This is a genomic window from Actinomycetota bacterium (assembly GCA_005774595.1).
Taxonomy (GTDB): Bacteria; Actinomycetota; Coriobacteriia; order Anaerosomatales; family D1FN1-002; genus D1FN1-002.
In genome coordinates this window covers 1-4155 of record VAUM01000163.1, presented here as the reverse complement: position 1 = coordinate 4155, position 4155 = coordinate 1, and the positions used below count along the sequence as shown (strand labels likewise).

5 protein-coding genes are annotated in these 4155 nt (G+C 71.5%); 4 read left to right on the top strand and 1 reads right to left on the bottom strand.

What is annotated here, in order from left to right; all coding sequences use genetic code 11:
- The 4 genes from FDZ70_07030 to FDZ70_07015 all read left to right on the top strand — a co-directional run.
- Positions 1–1143, top strand: a 1143-nt coding sequence (locus FDZ70_07030; protein TLM74907.1) for a V-type ATP synthase subunit B, incomplete at its 5' end; no start/stop codon positions are given.
- A 1-nt stretch (position 1144) separates the two neighbouring features.
- Entirely contained in the window at positions 1145–1345 is a 201-nt protein-coding gene (locus tag FDZ70_07025; protein ID TLM74906.1) for a hypothetical protein, read from the top strand.
- 5 nt (positions 1346–1350) lie between these two features.
- Positions 1351–1983: a V-type ATP synthase subunit D gene (locus FDZ70_07020; protein TLM74905.1), complete on the top strand. Its 633-nt coding sequence runs from the start codon at positions 1351–1353 to the stop codon at positions 1981–1983.
- Positions 1984–2244: 261 nt separating this feature from the next.
- The gene (locus tag FDZ70_07015; GenBank protein TLM74904.1) at positions 2245–2871 is read left to right on the top strand and encodes a chemotaxis protein CheB; all 627 of its coding nucleotides are present in this window, start codon (positions 2245–2247) and stop codon (positions 2869–2871) included.
- A 25-nt stretch (positions 2872–2896) separates the two neighbouring features.
- On the opposite strand, the gene FDZ70_07010 is transcribed toward FDZ70_07015, so the two are convergent.
- Positions 2897–3964 carry a hypothetical protein gene (locus FDZ70_07010; GenBank protein TLM74903.1) on the bottom strand — a complete coding sequence of 356 codons (1068 nt, stop codon included), beginning with the start codon at positions 3962–3964 and terminating at the stop codon, positions 2897–2899.
- Positions 3965–4155: the final 191 nt, after the last annotated feature.

Genomic DNA, 4155 nt, shown 5'->3' with positions numbered 1-4155 from the left:
GGCCTGGGGCGGCCGCGCGACGGCGGTCCCGAGATCATCCCCGAGGAGCGCCGGCCGACCTACGGCTCGCCGATCAACCCCTCGGCCCGCGACTTCCCGGACGACTTCATCCAGACGGGCGTGTCGTCCATCGACGGCCTGAACCCGCTGGTCCGCGGCCAGAAGCTGCCGATCTTCTCGGGCTCGGGCCTGCCGCACAACCAACTCGCCGCGCAGATCGCCCGCCAGGCGGCCGTGCTGCAGCGCAGCGACGACGCGGCCAAGGTGGGCGGCAAGCTCGAGGGCGAGTTCGCGGTGGTGTTCGCCGCGATGGGCATCACGTTCGAGGACGCGGACTTCTTCATGTCCGAGTTCCGCTCCACCGCGGCCATCGAGCGCGCGGTGCTCTTCCTCAACCTCGCCGACGACCCGGCCGTCGAGCGCATCGCCACGCCTCGCATGGCGCTCACGACCGCCGAGTACCTCGCGTTCACCTGCGACATGCACGTGCTCGTCATCTACACCGACATGACCTACTACTGCGAGGCGCTGCGCGAGGTCTCGGCCGCCCGTCGCGAGGTGCCGGGCCGCCGCGGCTACCCGGGCTACCTGTACACGGACCTCGCGTCGATGTACGAACGAGCCGGGCGCATCAAGGGCCGCAAGGGCTCCATCACCCAGGTGCCGATCCTCACCATGCCCGACGACGACAAGACGCACCCCATTCCCGACCTGACCGGCTACATCACCGAGGGCCAGATCATCCTCGACCGCAACCTGCACCGCTCCGGCGTCTACCCGCCGGTCGCGGTGCTCCCGTCCCTGTCGCGCCTCAAGCAGAAGGGCATCGGCGGCGGCAAGACGCGCGAGGACCATGCGGATCTGAGCAACCAGCTGTTCGGTGCCTACGCGCACGGCATCCAAGCCAAGGAGCTGGCCGTCATCCTCGGCGAGGCGGCGCTGTCCGACACGGACCGGGCATACGTCGCGTTCGCCGACGCGTTCGAGGACCGCTTCATCCGTCAGGGCGCGGCCGAGGAGCGCAGCGTGACAGAGACGCTGGCGCTCGGCTGGGAGCTGGCCGGCCTCCTGCCGCGTGGCGAGCTGAAGCGCATCAAGGACGAGCTCGTCGAGCGCTACCTGACTTCCGGAGACGGGGCGTAGCGTGGGCTGGCTGTGGGCGCTGCTCGCGGTGCTGGTGGCGCTGGTGGTCGGCGTCCAGTTCGCATACCTGCACTCCACCGCGGGCCTGAAGGGCTCGGGCGTCGCGCGCATCATCCGTGCGGTGAATCTCGCGCTGGTGATGGTCGCGGTCGCGCTTGCGGTCTACGCAGTCCTCGCGACCGCACCGGCCGGAGGGCGGTGAGCATCGTGGCAGGCCTGCGGGTCAATCCGAACCGCATGGAGCTGCTCAAGTTGCGCCGCCGCCGCGACGTCGCGAGGCGCGGCCACAAGCTGCTCAAGGACAAGCTCGACGAGCTGATGAAGGAGTTCCTCGCGCGCATCGCGTCCGGCCGGCAGCTGCGGCGCGAGGTCGAGGAGGGATTGCGCGGCGCCTACGGGCTGTTCGCGATCGCGCGCGCCGAGGCCGGGAGCGCCGAGGTGACCCAGGCCCTGCTCGCCGGCGAGCCCGCGGAGGTGCTGCATGCGGGTGAGATGAGCGTGATGAGCGTGCGCGTGCCGGTCTTCGGCGAGCCGGCGCTCAGCGAGCCGGCAGGCTACTCGTTCGCGACCACACCCGCGGTGCTCGACCAAGCGCTCGCCCGGTTGACAGCCGTGGCGCCGCTGATGATCGAGCTGGCCGCGCGCGAGAAGGCGATCGAGCTGCTCGCCGCCGAGATCGAGCGCACGCGCCGGCGTGTCAACGCGCTCGAGTACGTGCTGCTGCCGCAGCTCGAGTCGGCCGTGCGCGAGATCCGCATGAAGCTCGACGAGGCCGAGCGCTCGGACCTCGCGCGGCTGATGAAGGTCAAGGAGATGCTCGAGGCCGAAGGGCGGGGGTGACGGGCCGGCGACCGTCTGTGACCGGCGTCACACTCGATATGCAGGCACGGTCCCGCTAAAGCCCGTCCTCCGCGAAGCCGATAACCAACGCGTCAGGTGGAAGAACCTGACCTTCTCCGGTCCCCAAAGGTGGCGCCCCTCCACTGGGGGCCGGAGCGTTTCCGGGCCCCGGACACCGCAAGCGGATCCGGGGCCCGCGAACGTTCACGGACCTTGACGCGCTACCATGGCTGCGGACACCGAGCGGGGGGAGTGCCGCGCGTGTCGATGCTGGACCCGATAGCCACCGGCGTCCCGATGATGTCGGGCCCGCCGTCCGCCGTCATCGTCGGTGCGTCCACCGGCGGACCGCCGGCGCTCGAGACGGTCCTGTCGGCGCTGCCCGCCGACCTGCCCGTCCCGGTGGCGGTCTGCCAGCACATGCCCGCTGGGTTCACCGCCGGCTGGGCGGAGCGTCTGAACGGCCTGTGCCGCATCCGGGTCTGCGAGGCCGTCAACCGCCAGGCGTTCGGCCCGCGCTGCGTCTACATCGCCCCGATCGGGCTGCACATGCGGCTGAAGCGCTCCGAGCGCGGCGTCACGGTGCGGCTCGACGAGGACTTCGCCGACTCGCTGCACGTGCCGTCCATCGACATGCTCATGAGCTCGGCCGCCGAGGTCTTCGGCAGCCGGGCGCTGGCGGTCGAGCTGACCGGGCTCGGCTCCGACGGCGCGCTGGGGATGCTCGCGGTGCGACGTGCCGGCGGTCACACGATCGCGCAGGCCCCCGAGAGCTGCACGGCGCCGTCGATGCCCGAGTCCGCCATCGAACTCGGCGCGGCCGGCGAGATCCTGGCGCTCGACTTCATCGGCGCGCGGATACGCGCGCTGGCGATGGGCGGCTCCTGAAGCGCGGGCCGCTCGCTTTGTCCCGTCAGTCCGCGAACGAGCCGTGGATGCTGCACTCCAGCGTGTCCGCCGCCTTGTCGTAGGTGTAGGCGCCGCCGCCCGGGCACTCGGGGACGGCCTCCATGTAGCCGCCGCCGACGAGGTCCTCCAGTGAGGTTGGCGCGCCGTTCTCCTCGGCGTAGTAGGTGAGCGCCTCGGCCAGCAGGATCCACTGCTCCCCACACTGCGCGCGCGTGGCCTCGGGGTCGCCGGCCGGCTGATCGCCGGCGTCATCGCCCGCTTCATCCCCGCCGGTCACGTCGGGCGGGGAGATGCCCGCGTCGTCAGTCGTCGGGTCGTCGCTGTCCGAGCCGGCCGTGCCGCCGCCCTCGTCGCCGGAGCCCTCGCCGGTCACCCCGAGCTCCTCCTCGAAGTACTTCCCGAGCCCCTTCCCGTCGATCTTCTCGACCGTCCAGGCGCCCGACTTCTTCTCGAGCCCGAACTCGGTGGTGTCGCCATCGGACGAGGCGCCCGAGACAGTTGCCGTTCCCCTGCCGATCCGCGTGACCTCGAGCGTGACGGTCTGCTGTTCGCCGTCGGCCTCCATGGTCAGCACGAGCCTCCCGTCCTTCATCGCGCGCCTGACCGAGCCCTTCTCGACGAGGCCCTTGCCGTCCATCCGCTCGATCTTGGCGATGAGGTTCTTCTCCGAGGCCGAGACCGCCTTCTTCATCATCGTGGCGTCGCCGGTCAGGATGCCGGTTGTCAGGTCGGCGACGGCGGTCATCGCCTTCTCCTTGTCCGCCTTGTCGCTCAGCAGCTTCCATGCGACCCCGCCTCCGGCGCAGACGCCGCACAGCAGGAAGATGCCGACGATGAGCCCGATGACCAGTCCCGTCCTGCTCTTCACGGGCGGAGGTGGAGGCGGTGCGTAGCCTGCGGGCGGGTAGCCGCCGGGCTGCGGCACGGCGGGCTGCGGCGGGTACGCGGCGGCCTGAGGCGCGGCGGGCGGCATCGCCACGGTGGGCTGGCCCGCGACCTGCGCGACGCCGCAGTACGGGCAGACGGGAGAGCCGTCGGCGATCTCGGCGGCGCAGGACGTGCATCGTGCCATGTGGGCCTCCCGGCGGCGTCGCGCGGAGCCGGCGCGATCCGTGCGCGCCGTCGGCTGGGACGATAGCGCGAGCAATGCGGCCGCCCAATGCGGGGGCGCACCGGTGCTTGGGCTATCATCCGCGGCGAGGGCGTTGGGACGGGGGGTGGGCACGAGGGCGACCTGCCCGACTGCGGGGTAGCAGGCGGGGG

Coding starts and splice junctions, on each gene's coding strand:
- FDZ70_07010 (TLM74903.1), bottom strand. CDS start 3,964: ATGGCACGATGCACGTCCTGCGCCGCCGAGATCGCCGACGGCTCTCCC.